This is a genomic window from Pseudomonas sp. S9, assembly GCF_000222125.1.
Classification (GTDB): domain Bacteria; phylum Pseudomonadota; class Gammaproteobacteria; order Pseudomonadales; family Pseudomonadaceae; genus Aquipseudomonas; species Aquipseudomonas segetis.
The window spans coordinates 372,139-387,002 of record NZ_AFFX01000003.1 but is presented as its reverse complement, the minus strand read 5'-3'; the positions used below and the strand labels follow the sequence as shown (position 1 = coordinate 387,002).

Below are 14,864 nucleotides of genomic sequence, written 5' to 3'. Positions count from 1 at the left end.
CAGATTATCTGTTGCGACCCATTGTTAGCAGATTTTTCCCCGAACGGTCTCAGTTCACTCCATTACGGTGTTTATAATGCGCCGCTTTAGTGTCTAGCCCGCAAGGTGCATTTGAAAATTTATGGCCGCAAACAAGCGGTTTTTTTCGGATGATCGCTCGTTTGCGAGGCTGTTTTTTCGTTCCAGTGTGGGTAGTTTTTTATATATGGATAGCATCAACAACCGCATCGCCGAAGAACTGGGCGTACGCCCGCAACAGGTTGCCGCCGCCGTGGCGCTGCTGGATGAAGGTTCGACCGTACCCTTTATTGCGCGCTACCGTAAAGAATTGACCGGCAGCCTGGATGACACCCAGCTGCGTAACCTGGAAGAGCGCCTGCGCTACCTGCGCGAGTTGGATGATCGCCGTGCCAGCATCCTTGCCAGCATCGAAGAGCAAGGCAAGCTAACCCCCGAGTTGCAGCGTGAAATCAGCCTGGCCGACACCAAGACCCGTCTTGAAGACCTGTACTTGCCATACAAGCAAAAACGCCGCACCAAAGGCCAGATTGCCCTGGAAGCTGGCATTGGTGAACTGGCCGACGCGCTCTTTAACGACCCAGGCCTGACACCCGAAAACGAAGCTGCGCGTTTTATCGATGCTGAAAAAGGCTTTGCCGACACCAAGGCCGTGCTCGAAGGCGCCAAGTACATCCTCATGGAACGCTTCGCCGAAGACGCGACCCTGCTCGCCAGCCTGCGTGGCTTCATGAGCGACAACGCGACCATCAGTGCCCGCCTGATTGCAGGCAAGGAAGCCGAGGGCGCCAAGTTCCGCGATTACTTCGAGCACGATGAAAAGCTCAAGGGCATGCCTTCGCACCGGGCCTTGGCCATTTTCCGTGGCCGCAATGAAGGCATTCTCAGTACCAGCCTGAAAGTAGGCGACGAACTTCCGGGCACCATGCACCCGTGCGAAGGCATGATTGCCGAGCGCTTTGGCATCAGCAATCAAGCACGCCCCGCGGACAAATGGCTGGCCGAAGTGGTGCGCTGGACCTGGAAGGTCAAGCTTTACACCCACCTTGAAACCGACTTGCTCAGCGACCTGCGCGAACAGGCCGAAAACGAAGCCATCTCGGTATTCGCCCGCAATCTCAACGATCTGCTGCTCGCCGCCCCGGCTGGACCAAGGGCCACACTGGGCCTGGACCCTGGCTTGCGCACCGGCTGCAAAATCGCCGTGGTCGACGCCACCGGCAAGCTGCTCGACAGCGCCACGGTTTACCCACACGCACCGAAGAACCAGTGGGATCAAACCATCTCGATCCTGGCGGCAATGTGCGCCAAGCACTCGGTTGACCTGATTGCCATCGGCAACGGCACCGCGAGCCGCGAGAGCGACAAGCTGGCGATTGAGCTGATCAAGAAGTACCCAGCGCTCAAGGCCACCAAGGTCATGGTCTCCGAAGCTGGCGCCTCGGTGTACTCGGCATCCGAGTTGGCGGCCAAGGAATTCCCGGACCTGGACGTGACCATTCGCGGCGCGGTATCCATTGCCCGTCGCCTGCAGGACCCGCTGGCGGAGCTTGTAAAGATCGCTCCGAAATCAATTGGTGTTGGCCAATACCAGCACGACGTGTCCCAGCTGAAACTGGCCCGTGGCCTGGACGCCGTGGTTGAAGATTGCGTAAACGCCGTGGGGGTTGTTGTAAATACCGCCTCCAGCGCCCTGCTCGCACGTATCTCCGGCCTCAACAGCACCCTGGCGCAGAATATCGTTGCCCACCGTGATGCCAACGGCGCATTCAAATCCCGTGACGAGCTGAAAAAAGTCCCGCGCCTGGGCGACAAGACCTTCGAGCAAGCAGCAGGCTTCTTGCGCATCATGAATGGCGACAACCCGCTGGACGCCTCGGCCGTTCACCCGGAAACCTATCCATTGGTGCAACGCATTGCCAAGGACACCAACCGCGATATCCGCTCACTGATTGGCGACAGCAGCTTCCTCAAGCGGCTTGATCCAAAACAGTACACCGATGAAACCTTTGGCTTGGTCACCATTGGCGACATTCTTCAGGAACTGGAAAAACCGGGGCGCGACCCACGTCCGGAGTTCAAGACTGCCGAGTTCCAGGAAGGTGTTGAAACCCTCAATGACTTGCAGTTGGGGATGATTCTCGAAGGTGTAGTCACCAACGTCACCAACTTCGGTGCCTTTGTCGATATCGGCGTGCATCAGGATGGCCTAGTGCATATCTCCGCACTGTCCGAGAAATTCATCAAGGACCCGCACGAGGCGGTCAAGGCCGGGGAAGTGGTCAAGGTCAAGGTCATGGAAGTCGACATCCCGCGCAACCGGATAGCCCTGAGCATGCGTATGAGCGACACCCCTGGCGAGAAGGTCGAAGGCCCTCGCGGTGGCGGTAATCGCGGTAATAACTCGCGCAGCAACACGCCCGCCCCGCGCCCGGAAAACAAACCAGCACCAGTCAACAATGCAATGGCCTCGTTGTTCGCCAACGCCAAACAGTTGAAGAAAAAATGACCGATCTGCCAGAGGAATTAACCTCTAGCGCATTCAGCCAACTGCTCGGCGTAGAACCGCTGAGCGTGGCTGATGGTGAGGCCCGGGTGCGCCTGGAACTCACCGACCCACTGCGCAATCGACACAAAAAACTGCATGGCGGCGCACTGTTTTCATTGATCGACATTGCCATGGGACTGGCCTGCTCCAGCGCCCACGGCTTCGATCAGGGCAGCGTCACGCTCGAATGCAAGGTCAACTATATCCGCGCAATCGACCAGGGCGCAGTTATCTGCGTCGCCAAAGTATTGCACTCAGGCCGCCGAACTTTAGTAGTGGAAGCCCAGGTGCATCAGGACGACAAACTTGTCGCTACAGCGCAAGGCACCTTCGCTCGCGTGTAACTGGCCTGAGCTATGCTGCTGTATAAACAGCCTGGTTGGCAGTTGTCGCAGTCCCTTTACTTGTGGTGCTGCGACAACCAGCTGCCATTAACTTAAACGGCCAGGCAAATTGCTGCCCCCCCTTGCAGACTGTTCAATGTGCCCCCATATTGGCCCGACTGATGGGTGAAGGAATTCAACTTTGAGCAATTTGTTATCCCGCCGCGTGGCACTGCTTGGCGAGCCAAACCACCTCTCGCTGCTGACTCAGTGCCTGCATGGCATCGAGCGCGAGTGCCTGCGGGTTGATAGCGATGGCCAGCTTGCACTGACGCCCCACCCCAAGGCGCTTGGCTCGGCATTGACCCATCCGCAGATCACCACCGACTATTCCGAAGCGCTGCTGGAGTTCATCACCCCGGCGCTGGCCGATCCGGCGTCGACACTGGCCAGCCTCGAGCAAACCCACCGCTATACCTACAGCAAGCTTGGGGGCGAGTACCTGTGGAGCCAGTCAATGCCCTGCGCATTGCCAGCCGAAGAGGTTATCCCGATCGCTCGATATGGCGATTCGCACATTGGCAAGCTGAAGTACGTGTAACGCCAGGGTTTGGCCTTGCGCTATGGCAAGACCAGGCAATGCATGGCGGGCATCCACTACAATTTTTCCTTGCCGGACCAGCTCTGGCCGCTGCTGCAAAGCCTCGATAGCTGCAACCAATGTGCGCAGGATTATCAATCCATAAGCTACATTGCGATGATCCGTAACTTTCGCCGCTACAGCTGGCTGCTGATGTACCTCTTTGGTGCCTCGCCGGCGCTTGATGTCGGCTTTATGCGCGGTCGCCCACACTCATTGCAGCAGCTTGATGCAGATACCCTGTACCTGCCTTATGCAACCAGCCTGCGCATGAGCGACCTGGGCTATCAAAGCCATGCCCAGGCGGAGTTGACACCCTGCTACAACGACCTTGCCAGCTACACCGATAGCCTGCGCCAAGCGGTCGGTACACCTTACCTGCCCTATGTTGAAATCGGTACGCGCAACGCCAATGGCGACTGGTTGCAGCTCAATACCAATATTTTGCAGATCGAAAACGAATACTACTCAAGCATTCGCCCCAAGCGCGTTACCTACAGCGGTGAACGCCCTATCCAGGCGCTGGTTGCCCGCGGCGTGCAGTACATTGAAGTGCGCTGCCTCGATATCAACCCGTTCTTGCCCATGGGCATCAACCTTGAGCAAGCACAGTTCCTCGATGCCTTCCTGCTCTACTGCGCACTTCAGGAAAGCCCGGCGCTCGAGCACGACGAGTGCATGGCCTGCACCGAAAACTTCCTCAAGGTGGTCAAGGAAGGTCGACGTCCTGGCCTGCATTTGCAGCGTAAGGGCGCACAGGTCGAACTCAAGGCCTGGGCCAATCAATTGCTCGACGAAATCCAGCAAATGGCCGATTTGCTCGACCGCAGCCATGGTGGCGTAAGCCATAGCCAGGCGCTGCAAGCTCAACGTGAGAAAGTCGCTGACGTCAGGCTGACGCCATCCGCGCAGGTGCTGGAGCAACTACAGGGCGAAAGCTTTGCCCAGTTTGCGCTGCGCCAGAGCAAGCTGCATGCCGACTACTTCAATCGCCAACCGTTGAGCCCCGAGCAAAACGCAGAACTTGAGCAAACCAGTGCAGACTCACTGCGTGAGCAGGCTGAAATCGAAGCCAATCAAGAGGGCGACTTCGACACCTTTGTCGCCGCTTACCAAGCCAGCATACTTGGCCACGACGAGCCTCTATCAAGCTAGGCACGCCCCTGAATTTCTGCCGCGCAGCGACTGTTGCCGGCAGATAGAGGCACAGGTCACAAATATAACCAGGGAAGAAAAAGCCGAGACCAGCGGCCCAGTTATAGCGCCTCAACACAGCTAGCATAAGCACTAGTTGAATTAACTGGGTACTCCCATGGCGTCAGAGTCGCAGAGCGAACAAAACCAGGATTGGAGCCTTGAAAACCTAAACAAGGCGTACCAACAAGGTTATATGGCCGGTCTAACCGGACAACCCAAGACCCCTGCCAGGCAAACAGCCGAAGTGCTCAGTGCTGCCTGGGAAGCGGGCTGGGATGACGGGCACGAACAATATGACTTGGTCAAACGAGAGTCGGCCTAGCTGTTTGCGCAATTTCTTGCACAGGTAACGCCTGCCCGCCGCCCCATACCCGCAGCAATCCCCCGCCAACATTGGCCTTGCTCAAGTTGCGCAACAATCTGCACAGCGCTGCGCAACAACTTGCACAAAAAATAGCCAGACACTGGGCATAATCCCTCGGCCCAAGCCCAAAGCAACCCTAACCGGTTGATTTGCATAAGCTATTGAAAGAGTGGCACGGGAATCGCTCTACCTTGTTGAGTGAGTCAATCCTGATTCACCCATTTCAGCAAGGAACGCTCTCATGCCAACACCTGCATATCTGACCCTCGAAGGGACCAAGCAAGGCCTGATGACGGCCAACACATTCACCGAAGATTCAGTGGGCAACATCTACCAGGAAGGCCACGAAGACCAGATACTCGTACAGGGTTTCAATCATCAGGTAATCATCCCCCGTGACCCGCAATCCGGCCAGCCAACCGGCCAGCGCGTGCAAAAGCCACTGATGATCACCAAGGTTTTCGACAAGGCATCACCCCTGATTTTCAACGCACTGACCTCCGGTGAACGCCTGACCAAATGCCGCCTTGAGTGGTACCGCACCTCAGCGACCGGCACCCAGGAACACTACTTCACCATCGAGCTCGAAGATGCAATTGTGGTTGATGTGCAATCCCACATGCCCAACTGCCAGGACCCGAACATGAGTCACTTTACCCATCTGGAAGATGTGTACCTGACTTACCGTAAAATTATCTGGACCCATGAAGTCTCCGGGACTTCGGGCTCTGACGACTGGCGCACCCCGGTCGCATGATTGCTTGATGCAATGGCTGCAACCAGGGGCTGGCACGAACGGCCCCGAGTTTCGCCAATAGTTGCTGTAAAACAAAACAACCCGCACAAACCAAGCCTGTGCGGGGTGTTGAGTGGTCATCGGATCAGCCGTTGCGTTTAACCGCCGCGGCCAACCAAATGCCATGTCGAGCGCTTTGGCTCGGGCTACTTAGTAACCCAGGGCGAAGTTCTCTTCATCCATGTCCATCAGGTTGTCAGCGCCCGACAACATGGCTTCTACGTGGGTACGGGTGCGCGGCAGAATACGTGCGAAGTAGAAGCGCGCAGTCTGCAGCTTGGCCTTGTAGAAGGCTTCTTCGCTGGTACCGGCAGCCAGCTTTTCAGCAGCCAGGCGAGCAATGTCGGCCCAGAAGTAAGCCAGGCAGGCATAACCGCTGTACATCAGGTAATCAACCGATGCCGCGCCGACTTCTTCGCGATCTTTCATCGCAGCCATGCCGACCTTCATGGTCACATCAGCCCACTCTTTATTCAGCTTGGCCAGCGGCGCAACGAACTCGTTGATCGCTTCGTTACCTTCGTTAGCCTGGCAGAACTTGTGCACGATCTTGGTAAAGCCCTTCAGTGCTTCGCCCTGGGTCATCAGCACCTTGCGGCCCAGAAGGTCGAGAGCCTGAATACCGGTGGTGCCTTCGTACAGCATCGAAATGCGGCTGTCGCGAACGTTCTGCTCCATGCCCCACTCGGCGATAAAACCGTGGCCGCCATAGATCTGAACGCCGTGGTTGGCCGCTTCGAAACCGACTTCGGTCATAAAGGCCTTGGCAATCGGCGTCAGGAAGGCCAGCAGCGCATCGGCTTGCTTTTTCTCTTCGGCGTCCTGGCTGTACTCGACGATATCCACCTGCTTGGCCGTGAAGTAAACCATTGCACGGTTGCCTTCAGCGAACGCCTTCATGGTCAACAGCATGCGGCGTACATCAGGGTGAACGATGATTGGGTCAGCTGCTTTGTCCGGCGCTTTCGGGCCAGTCAATGCGCGCATTTGCAGACGCTCGCGAGCGTACTTCAGACCACCCTGAAAACCTGCTTCAGCGTGGGCCAGACCCTGCAGGGCAGTACCCAGACGCGCAGTATTCATAAAGGTGAACATGCAGTTCAGGCCTTTGTTGGCCGGGCCAATCAGGTAGCCAGTGGCGCCATCGAAGTTCATTACACAGGTCGCATTACCGTGAATGCCCATCTTGTGTTCCAGCGAGCCACAGCTCACTGCGTTGCGCTCACCAACGCCGCCGTCTGCGTTAGGCATGAACTTAGGCACGATGAACAGCGAGATACCTTTGGTGCCCGCTGGAGCATCCGGCAGACGTGCAAGCACGATGTGGACGATGTTATCGGCCATGTCGTGTTCACCAGCCGAGATGAAGATCTTGGTACCGGAAACCTTGTACGAACCGTCAGCCTGTGGCTCAGCCTTGGTGCGCAGCATGCCAAGGTCGGTGCCGCAATGCGGCTCGGTCAAGCACATGGTGCCAGTCCACTCGCCGCTGACCAGCTTGGTCAGGTAAGTGTGCTGTTGTTCTTCGGTGCCGTGCTCGGAGATGGTGTTCATTGCGCCGTGCGACAGACCTGGGTACATGCCCCACGACCAGTTGGAAGTGCCGATCATTTCGCTCATGGCCAGGCCCAGCGACTCAGGCAGGCCCTGGCCGCCGTGGTCGACATCATGGGACAGGCTTGGCCAGCCACCTTCAACATACTGCTTGTAGGCTTCCTTGAAGCCAGTCGGCGTCTTAACGCCGTCTTCGCTCCAGGTACAGCCTTCGATGTCACCCACACGGTTCAGCGGAGACAGCACCTGCTCACAAAACTTGGCGCCTTCTTCAAGAATGGCACTGACCATGTCTGGCGTTGCATCTTCGCAGCCAGGCAGGCTTTGATAATGCGCTTCATAGCCAAGCAGCTCGTCGCGTACGAATCGGATATCACGCAAGGGGGCCTTGTAATCAGGCATAGCTAATAACCTCTGCGGTGGTCGGTATGGGTGACCGAATAGTTGTTTGAACGGGATTTCCCGAATGCTTGAAGGCTGCAACAAGGCAACAATCAAACAGGTGTTTGAAACATACGTTTACGCCTAGCCATTGTCAAGCGTGGTTTAAGACGAAGACAAAGGATAATTGCCCCACTGCCTACGGCTCAGAAGCCCGCGCTTGAGCCCTGCCACTATTATTAGCGGTCAACAGAAACACTTTGAAATCAGACAGGGCCATACCGCTGGTCTAAATTACAGGCCACCACAAAGGGCGCCAGGCAAGCGTCAGGCATCCACCAAGAACGCTACTTGGCAGTAGTAAGGCCTATAAATATTGCAGGCAATAGCTCAGGGACGAGCGATAAAGCGAAGAGAGCTGGCGGGGTCAGGCGCGGGTATCAATCAAGGTGCCAAGTACTTCATCAGCTGTTTCCAGCAGGCGCGCACCCGCTTGGGCGTGATACTGGCCAACACGCAGCTCGATCAACTGGTCAGTGATTTCAGGCGACCCGGCTTGCGCGGCATCTGGCGCCGCGCCACTGGCGATCGTCTGTGCAGCCCGCTCGAGACGTTGCTGGCCCGACTGGACTGTGGCAAGACCGGCGTTAAAGGCGCTGCCCGTTATGGCATTCATCTATTTCACTCCGCTCAAGGCTGCAGACAAGCTGCATTAAAGCAGAACCCGGAGCTTTGCGATAATAGCTTTTTGCCATAACACTTAAATCCCAAGCAGGCTCAGGTCCAGGCAAGCGGCGACGGCCGCCGGATTGGCCGATTTCAGGCGCGGTACATAGCCCAAGCATGGTGCGGGTAATCGCTCGGCCAGGGTGGCAAGGTTCTCTTCCAGCCGCGAGGTGCCTGGATCAACGACGTTGGCCACCCAACCCGCCAACTCCAAGCCATCAGCGGCAATGGCTTCAGCGGTGAGCACCGCATGATTGATACAACCCAGGCGCACCCCAACGACCATGATCACCGGTAGTTTCAGGCTCACCACCAAGTCCGACAGGGACGCCTGCCCCGAGAGCGGCACGCGCCAGCCGCCTGCGCCTTCGACCACTGTGAAGTCAGCGGCCTTATCCAGAACCCGCTGTACTGGATTGCACAGGCTAGCGACGCTCAACACCATGCCAGCTTCGCGAGCCGCCAGATGCGGGGCAATCGCAGGGGCAAACGCCAAGGGATTAACCTGCTCATAAGTCAGCTCGACGGAACACTGTTCCAGCAGTGCCAGCGCGTCTTCATTACGCAGCCCCTGCTCGGTCTGCTCGCAGCCGGATGCAACCGGCTTGGCTGCAGCGGTCGACATCCCCGCCTCTTTGGCCGCGTAGAGCAGGCCAGCGGCAATGGTGGTCTTGCCGATCTCGGTATCGGTACCGGTGACGAAAAAAGCGCTGCTCATGGTCTTATCCCTTTTTGTAAAACCCCGTATACGACCTGATAGGTTGCAGGCAGCCCCAGCACTTGGCGCTCGCGCTCATAGGCTTGCACCAAGGCACGCATGCGCGCACGCCCGGTCAAACCGCTGGGCCTTCCGGAATTGAGGTTGTGTGCTCCCAGCGCCTTGAGCTCATGGGTCAGGCTGCGCAAATCCGGGTAGTGCAATACTTCGGGCTGGGTATCCAGTGACAGGACCGTTAGGCCACTGGCCGCGCATAGTCCCTGGTAGTCGTCAAAATGACGGAAACGATTAACGTGAACAAAACCGTCCACCGCACGCCAGCTGTCACGCAACTCGCGCAAGGTGCCAACACACAAACTGCTGAACGCAAAGGTGCCACCCGGGCGCAGCACGCGTTGCGCCTCGGCCAATACCGAATCGAATGAATCACACCATTGCAGGGCAAGGCTGGAAAAAATCAGCCCGCAGGATTCCGCCTGCAATGGCAAATGCTCGGCATCACCGGCAATAAACTGCTCGGCGCCGCCCAGCGGGCGGGCGTGTTGCAACATGCCTTCGGCGATATCCAGCGCAATGCCTTGCCCCTCGGGAACCCGCTCGACCAAGGCCCGGCTGAAGTAGCCAGTTCCACTGCCCAAATCCAGCCAGCGCTGGGGGGAAACTGTTGCTGGCAGACGCTGCAATAGCTGGCTGCCAACCGCGCGCTGCAACGCCGCAACGCTGTCGTAACTGGCTGCAGCGCGGGAAAAGGATGCGGCGACCTGTCGTTTATCCGGCAAGCCGGAATGGGCATCCCGGGCCAAATCAATCATCGCCGGCCTCATGCAAAAAGCCTTGAATCGCCGCGCCAAGCTCATGGGGGCACTCAAGCGAAAAGGCATGGCTGACATGATCAATCAAACCCACTTCCACATCGCCCAACAAAGCCAGGATATCGCCAGCCACTTCAGCGGGCACCAAGGAGTCCTGTCCGGCATAGAGGTGCAATTGCGGGCCTACAAAACCTTGCAATGCCGCGCGGGTATCCAGGCTCGCGAGCAAATCAAGACTGGCCAGCAGCAGTTCACCGCTTTCGTGGGGGGCACCGCCCAGCATCAGGCGCGCCATGCCACGCTGATCGGCGGCACCTTGCGCGCACAAGGCGGCAAAGCGTTTAAGCGTGATCACCGGGTTTTGAGCACAGCCCTGGCGAAACAGGTCAAAGGCTTCCTCAGCCATGGCGTGGGGCCAATCTGTGCTGGCAACAAAGCTGGCGTTGCTGGCCAGCGTGATCAGCCCAGGGCATTGCTCGGCACGTCGGGCGGCCAGCTCTGCAGCAAGCATTCCACCCAGGGACCAGCCCCCGAGCCAGGCACCTTCAGGCAGGTTGGCGTCGAGTTCATCGAGCCACTCATCGAGTTCACTGCTGACCAATAAAGGCAACGGCTCGACCTGCACATGCAAGTGCGGATCAAGCCCGCGCAATGCTTCGGCCAGCGGTTCAAGAGGCGCAGTACCCAAGCCCCACCCCGGCAATAAAACCAAGCGATTACGCATCCAGTTGCTCCTCACCCGCGCCACACTCAGCCAGCGCAGAAAGTAATAAATCCACCTGAGCGGTGCTGTGCGCCGCCGACAAGGTCACCCGCAAGCGGGCACTGCCTGCAGGCACCGTCGGCGGGCGAATCGCGGTAACCAGAATGCCGCGCTCACGCAACCGCTCCGACAAACGCATGGCGCGGCCACTGTCACCAATAACAATAGGTTGAATTGGCGTTGCGCTGTCCATCAACTGCAAGCCCAGCGCTTGTGCGCCATCGCGGAATTGCTTGATCAGCGTATTGAGATGCTCTCGGCGCCAATGTTCGTTGCGCAGCAGCTCAAGGCTTTTCAGGGTGGCGCAAGCCAGGGCGGGTGGTTGGCTGGTGGTGTAGATGTACGGACGGGCAAACTGCACCAGTGCCTCGATCAATTCTTCGCTACCGGCTACAAATGCCCCGGACGTGCCAAACGCCTTTCCCAGGGTGCCGACCAGCACCTGCACATCATCAACACCCAGCCCCTGCTGTTCGACGATACCGCCACCGGTAGCCCCCAAAGGCCCAAAACCGTGGGCATCATCAACCATGACCCAGGCATTGCGTTTTTTGGCCTCGGCGCACAATGCCGGCAAATCAGCCTGGTCGCCATCCATGCTGAATACGCCGTCCGTCACCACCAGGGTATTACCCACGGCTTTGCCCAGGCGGCTGGCGAGGCTGCTGGCATCGTTATGCAGATACCGCGAAAAGCGTGCATTACTGAGCAAGCCGGCATCGAGCAAGGAAGCATGATTGAGACGGTCTTCGAGCACCGTATCGCCCTGCCCGACCAAAGCGGTAACCGCGCCAAGGTTAGCCATGTAGCCGGTGGTGAACAGCAGCGCGCGCGACCGTCCAGTAAACTCGGCCAGCGCCTCCTCCAACTGATGATGTGGCGTGCTGTGGCCGACAACCAAGTGCGAAGCCCCGCCACCGACACCCCAACGTGCAGCCCCGGCCTGCCAGGCTTCAATCACCTGCGGATGGTTAGCCAAACCAAGATAATCGTTTGAGCAAAACGCCAATAACTCGCGTCCATCCACCACGACCTGCGGGCCTTGCGGCGACTCAAGCAACGGACGCTGCCGATATAGCTGTGCGGCGCGGCGCTCAGCCAGGCGGCTGGCGAGGTCAAAAGACATGGTATTTACCTGTTTACGCAGCCGCTTGAACCTCGCAGGCTGCAAGGTTCAAGGAGCCAGATCAAGACAAGTGCCAGACGCTTGGTTAAACAGCCGCGTTGTAGAACTGCTCGCTGCTTTTCTGTTCAACCAAGGCCTGCTCGATGGCTGCCTGATGAACTTCATCGGCATGTTCTTCACGGGCCTCCGGCTTGATGCCCAGGCGTGCGAACAACTCCATGTCCTTGTTCGCTTGCGGGTTGACCGTGGTCAGCAGTTTCTCGCCATAGAAAATCGAGTTGGCACCGGCAAAGAAAGCCAGCGCCTGCATTTGATCATTCATCGCCTCGCGGCCAGCGGACAGGCGCACGTGGGATTTAGGCATCATGATCCGCGCAACGGCGAGGGTGCGGATAAAGTCGAACGGATCGACATCCTTTTCATTCTCCAGCGGCGTGCCTTTAACCTTGACCAACATGTTGATGGGCACTGACTCGGGATGCTCCGGCAAATTCGCCAGCTGGATCAACAGGCCAGCACGGTCGTCCAGCGACTCACCCAGACCGAGAATACCGCCCGAACAGATCTTCATGCCGGCATCACGCACGTGCGCCAGTGTCTCCAGACGGTCGGCGTAGGTACGGGTGGTGATGATATTGCCGTAGAACTCCGGCGAGGTGTCGAGGTTGTGGTTGTAGTAATCCAACCCGGCTTCGGCCAACGACTTGGTTTGCTCCTTGTCCAGCTTGCCCAGGGTCATGCAGGTTTCCAGGCCCAGCGCCTTCACCCCTTTGACCATCTCCAGCACATAGGGCATGTCTTTGGCCGAGGGGTGCTTCCAGGCGGCGCCCATGCAGAAACGAGTTGAGCCAATGGCCTTGGCATCAGCGGCCGCTTGCAGGACTTTCTGAACTTCCAGCAGTTTCTCTTTCTCAAGCCCGGTGTTGTAGTGACCGGACTGTGGGCAATATTTGCAATCTTCCGGGCACGCGCCGGTTTTGATCGACAGCAAGGTTGAGACCTGCACCCGATTCTGATCGAAATGCGCGCGGTGTACGGTCTGCGCATTGAACAGCAAGTCGTTGAACGGCTGCTCGAACAATGCCTTAACTTCGGCTAGCGACCAGTCGTGGCGAGTTGCGATGGATGCGGTGGCATTCATTGGGGTTCCTTCGACGCTCAACTGCGTCTGTTGTCAGGGTGCGGGCCAAGCGCCGCGAATCAGGCTTCAAGGCATCATAAGTTGTGTTTCGACGCTGTCAACCCAAGACAAGACACAGGTTTACATCTGATCAAAAAACAAACACACCTAGCCCGCTTCAAGGAAGAACACTATGACTATCTGGCAAAGGCTCAAGCATCAGCTCGAAACACTTCAACCCTGCTTGAAGTGCCTGCTCTGTGATGAAACCACCGAAAGCAAGCGACTGCCGATCTGCACCGACTGCGAAAGGGAGTTGCCCTGGTTGCGCGCGCATTGCAGTGTCTGTGCCCTGCCCATGCACGGCGCTGAATGGATTTGTGGCGAGTGCCAGAAAAATCCGCCCTCATTCGACAAAGTCGTGGCGCCCTGGAGCTACAGCTTTCCAGTCCAGGGCATGATCAATCGCTTCAAGCATCAGGCTCAATGGCCATTGGGACGTTTGCTAGGCGACTTGCTGAGCGATCATATGCAGCACAGCTTTGCTGACGGTTTGGTTCGCCCCGACCTGCTTTTACCCGTGCCACTGACTAAACAACGCCAGCGTGAACGCGGTTTCAACCAGGCACAAATGCTTGCCAATAGCCTGGGCAAGGCGCTGCATATTCCGCTGCTGAGTCACGGCTTGAGTCGCATTATCGATACTCCGGCCCAGCAAGGTCTCGATGCCCTCACCCGGAAAAAGAACCTGCGCAACGCATTTTTCGTAGCACCAGAAGTTGAACTTCAAGGGCGGCACCTGGCATTGGTGGATGACGTATTGACCACTGGCGCCACGGCGCAAACCCTGAGCAAGTTGCTATTGAAAGCAGGCGCTGCCCGGGTGGATGTTTATTGCCTGGCCCGGACACCAAAACCCGGAACCCTGCTTGACTTGTAATCAGCAAATCGCCACCGTTGGAAATCTCTTCCATACACATCCAGCCCTTATGTCGCTTACCTCCGTGCTCGCCCAGTACATTGTTCGTCGCCCGCAGCGCATCGCCCTGCTCCAGCATATTTGCGAACAAGGCTCGATCACCCGCGCCGCCAAAAGCGCCGGCCTGAGCTACAAGTCAGCCTGGGATGCGATTGATGAACTGAACAACCTGGCGCAAAAGCCATTGGTTGAACGCAGTGTTGGCGGCAAGGGTGGCGGCGGCGCGCGGTTATCGCTGGAAGGCGAGCGCGTTCTGCGCCTGTACCAACGTTTGCAAGCCCTGCAAGCCCAAGTGCTGGAAGCCGCTGAAGACATCAGTGACCTGGATTTACTCAGCCGCCTGATGTTGCGCACCAGCGCACGCAACCAACTGCATGGCCAGGTCATTGCAATCGACAGCCACGGGCGCAATGACCTGATACGCCTCGAACTGGCGGGCGGACAATATCTGACAGCGCAGATCACCCACGACAGCACGCAAAACCTTGAGCTGGAAATCGGTAGCCAGGTTATTGCCCTGATCAAGGCTGGCTGGCTGGAACTGCAAACCCTGCAACAGCCCGTAACGCCGGGTTATAACTGCATGCAAGGCCGGATAGAGGAGCTGTTGGACGCGCCCGACAGCCCGACGGAAGTCAAAATCACTCTGCCAAGCGGCCAGACCTTGTGCACCCTGGCCCAGCCAGCGCAGCTCGATGCCTTGCAGCTGACAATTGGTAGCGCAGTTCGCGTGCAGTGCTCCCCAACCCAAGTACTGCTGGGCACGCCAATTTAAGGCAATCACCGAACCTGCAACAAT

At 57.8% G+C, this 14,864-nt stretch carries 13 protein-coding genes and 1 pseudogene; 7 read left to right on the top strand and 7 right to left on the bottom strand.

The genetic code is table 11. The annotated features are described in order from the left end of the window. Positions 1-205 precede the first annotated feature (205 nt). The 5 genes and pseudogenes from PSES9_RS0108460 (at position 206) to PSES9_RS0108440 (ending at position 5,847) form a co-directional block, all read left to right on the top strand. Positions 206-2,527, top strand: a complete 2,322-nt coding sequence (locus tag PSES9_RS0108460) for a Tex family protein (protein ID WP_010485962.1) — start codon at positions 206-208, stop codon at positions 2,525-2,527. Continuing rightward, the gene (locus tag PSES9_RS0108455) at positions 2,524-2,910 is read left to right on the top strand and encodes a PaaI family thioesterase (protein ID WP_010485961.1); all 387 of its coding nucleotides are present in this window, start codon (positions 2,524-2,526) and stop codon (positions 2,908-2,910) included. The genes PSES9_RS0108460 and PSES9_RS0108455 overlap by 4 nt, the downstream gene beginning before the upstream one ends. 181 nt (positions 2,911-3,091) lie before the next feature. Beyond that, positions 3,092-4,684 (top strand): annotated as a pseudogene (gshA, locus tag PSES9_RS23205) (glutamate--cysteine ligase). Between the two features lie 157 nt (positions 4,685-4,841). Further along, positions 4,842-5,048 (top strand): ribosome modulation factor, encoded by a 207-nt coding sequence (rmf, locus tag PSES9_RS0108445; protein WP_010485960.1) that lies wholly within the window; start codon positions 4,842-4,844, stop codon positions 5,046-5,048. Positions 5,049-5,331: 283 nt separating this feature from the next. After that, entirely contained in the window at positions 5,332-5,847 is a 516-nt protein-coding gene (locus PSES9_RS0108440; protein ID WP_010485959.1) for an Hcp family type VI secretion system effector, read from the top strand. 189 nt (positions 5,848-6,036) lie between these two features. On the opposite strand, the gene PSES9_RS0108435 is transcribed toward PSES9_RS0108440, so the two are convergent. The 7 genes from PSES9_RS0108435 to bioB all read right to left on the bottom strand — a co-directional run bounded on the left by PSES9_RS0108435 (position 6,037) and on the right by bioB (position 13,107). After that, positions 6,037-7,842, bottom strand: coding sequence for a phenylacyl-CoA dehydrogenase (locus PSES9_RS0108435; RefSeq protein WP_010485958.1), 1,806 nt, complete (start codon positions 7,840-7,842; stop codon positions 6,037-6,039). Between the two features lie 406 nt (positions 7,843-8,248). Further along, positions 8,249-8,497: a hypothetical protein gene (locus tag PSES9_RS0108430; protein WP_010485957.1), complete on the bottom strand. Its 249-nt coding sequence runs from the start codon at positions 8,495-8,497 to the stop codon at positions 8,249-8,251. An 84-nt stretch (positions 8,498-8,581) separates the two neighbouring features. Further along, a complete protein-coding gene (bioD, locus tag PSES9_RS0108425; RefSeq protein WP_010485956.1) occupies positions 8,582-9,265 on the bottom strand; it encodes a dethiobiotin synthase in 684 nt (227 codons plus the stop codon). Next, entirely contained in the window at positions 9,262-10,077 is an 816-nt protein-coding gene (gene bioC, locus PSES9_RS0108420; RefSeq protein WP_010485954.1) for a malonyl-ACP O-methyltransferase BioC, read from the bottom strand. Before bioC ends, bioD begins: the two co-directional genes overlap by 4 nt. Beyond that, the gene (locus PSES9_RS0108415; protein WP_010485951.1) at positions 10,070-10,801 is read right to left on the bottom strand and encodes an alpha/beta fold hydrolase; all 732 of its coding nucleotides are present in this window, start codon (positions 10,799-10,801) and stop codon (positions 10,070-10,072) included. The genes bioC and PSES9_RS0108415 overlap by 8 nt, the downstream gene beginning before the upstream one ends. Further along, on the bottom strand, positions 10,794-11,966 hold the full coding sequence (gene bioF, locus PSES9_RS0108410) for an 8-amino-7-oxononanoate synthase (RefSeq protein WP_010485950.1): 1,173 nt from the start codon (positions 11,964-11,966) through the stop codon (positions 10,794-10,796). The genes PSES9_RS0108415 and bioF overlap by 8 nt, the downstream gene beginning before the upstream one ends. 85 nt (positions 11,967-12,051) lie before the next feature. Further along, positions 12,052-13,107 (bottom strand): biotin synthase BioB, encoded by a 1,056-nt coding sequence (gene bioB / locus PSES9_RS0108405; RefSeq protein WP_010485949.1) that lies wholly within the window; start codon positions 13,105-13,107, stop codon positions 12,052-12,054. A gap of 172 nt (positions 13,108-13,279) precedes the next feature. Between bioB and PSES9_RS0108400 the strand changes: the two genes are divergently transcribed. Continuing rightward, positions 13,280-14,026, top strand: coding sequence for a ComF family protein (locus PSES9_RS0108400; RefSeq protein ID WP_010485948.1), 747 nt, complete (start codon positions 13,280-13,282; stop codon positions 14,024-14,026). Between the two features lie 49 nt (positions 14,027-14,075). After that, positions 14,076-14,840 (top strand): TOBE domain-containing protein, encoded by a 765-nt coding sequence (locus PSES9_RS0108395; protein ID WP_010485947.1) that lies wholly within the window; start codon positions 14,076-14,078, stop codon positions 14,838-14,840. Positions 14,841-14,864: the final 24 nt, after the last annotated feature.

Excerpts from the sequence above, each read along its gene's own strand:
- PSES9_RS0108440 (WP_010485959.1), top strand. The coding sequence starts at position 5,332 with ATGCCAACACCTGCATATCTGACCCTCGAAGGGACCAAGCAAGGCCTG.
- PSES9_RS0108415 (WP_010485951.1), bottom strand. The coding sequence starts at position 10,801 with ATGCGTAATCGCTTGGTTTTATTGCCGGGGTGGGGCTTGGGTACTGCG.
- bioF (WP_010485950.1), bottom strand. The coding sequence starts at position 11,966 with ATGTCTTTTGACCTCGCCAGCCGCCTGGCTGAGCGCCGCGCCGCACAG.
- bioB (WP_010485949.1), bottom strand. The coding sequence starts at position 13,107 with ATGAATGCCACCGCATCCATCGCAACTCGCCACGACTGGTCGCTAGCC.
- PSES9_RS0108395 (WP_010485947.1), top strand. The coding sequence starts at position 14,076 with ATGTCGCTTACCTCCGTGCTCGCCCAGTACATTGTTCGTCGCCCGCAG.
- PSES9_RS0108455 (WP_010485961.1), top strand. The coding sequence starts at position 2,524 with ATGACCGATCTGCCAGAGGAATTAACCTCTAGCGCATTCAGCCAACTG.
- PSES9_RS0108435 (WP_010485958.1), bottom strand. The coding sequence starts at position 7,842 with ATGCCTGATTACAAGGCCCCCTTGCGTGATATCCGATTCGTACGCGAC.
- bioC (WP_010485954.1), bottom strand. The coding sequence starts at position 10,077 with ATGATTGATTTGGCCCGGGATGCCCATTCCGGCTTGCCGGATAAACGA.
- PSES9_RS0108430 (WP_010485957.1), bottom strand. The coding sequence starts at position 8,497 with ATGAATGCCATAACGGGCAGCGCCTTTAACGCCGGTCTTGCCACAGTC.
- PSES9_RS0108460 (WP_010485962.1), top strand. The coding sequence starts at position 206 with ATGGATAGCATCAACAACCGCATCGCCGAAGAACTGGGCGTACGCCCG.
- bioD (WP_010485956.1), bottom strand. The coding sequence starts at position 9,265 with ATGAGCAGCGCTTTTTTCGTCACCGGTACCGATACCGAGATCGGCAAG.
- PSES9_RS0108400 (WP_010485948.1), top strand. The coding sequence starts at position 13,280 with ATGACTATCTGGCAAAGGCTCAAGCATCAGCTCGAAACACTTCAACCC.
- rmf (WP_010485960.1), top strand. The coding sequence starts at position 4,842 with ATGGCGTCAGAGTCGCAGAGCGAACAAAACCAGGATTGGAGCCTTGAA.